Source organism: Alcanivorax sp. HI0007 (assembly GCF_001635525.1).
Taxonomy (GTDB): Bacteria; Pseudomonadota; Gammaproteobacteria; order Pseudomonadales; family Alcanivoracaceae; genus Alcanivorax.
Genome location: NZ_LWEJ01000155.1, coordinates 1 through 234, shown reverse-complemented (window position 1 = coordinate 234; position 234 = coordinate 1). Strand labels below are relative to the sequence as shown.

Genomic DNA, 234 nt, shown 5'->3' with positions numbered 1-234 from the left:
CGCCGTTGAGGATCCTGGGCAGGTATTCCTGCTGCTGCTCCTCGGTGCCGCAACCGATCAGGCAGGGGCCGCACATGTGCAGGCCCATGGGCACCAATGGCGGGGCCTCGGCCCTGACCAGCTCCTCCGCGAAGATGGCCCGCTGACTCACACTCCAGCCGGTGCCGCCGAATTCCTTCGGCCAGTGCGGCGCCGCCCAACCCTTGTCGTTGAGAATGCGCTGCCAGGCCATGG

1 protein-coding gene is annotated in these 234 nt (G+C 67.9%); it reads right to left on the bottom strand.

Annotated features, from left to right (window positions below; all coding sequences use genetic code 11):
• Positions 1-234, bottom strand: a 234-nt coding sequence (locus tag A3714_RS08085; protein WP_197463392.1) for an acyl-CoA dehydrogenase family protein, incomplete at both ends; no start/stop codon positions are given.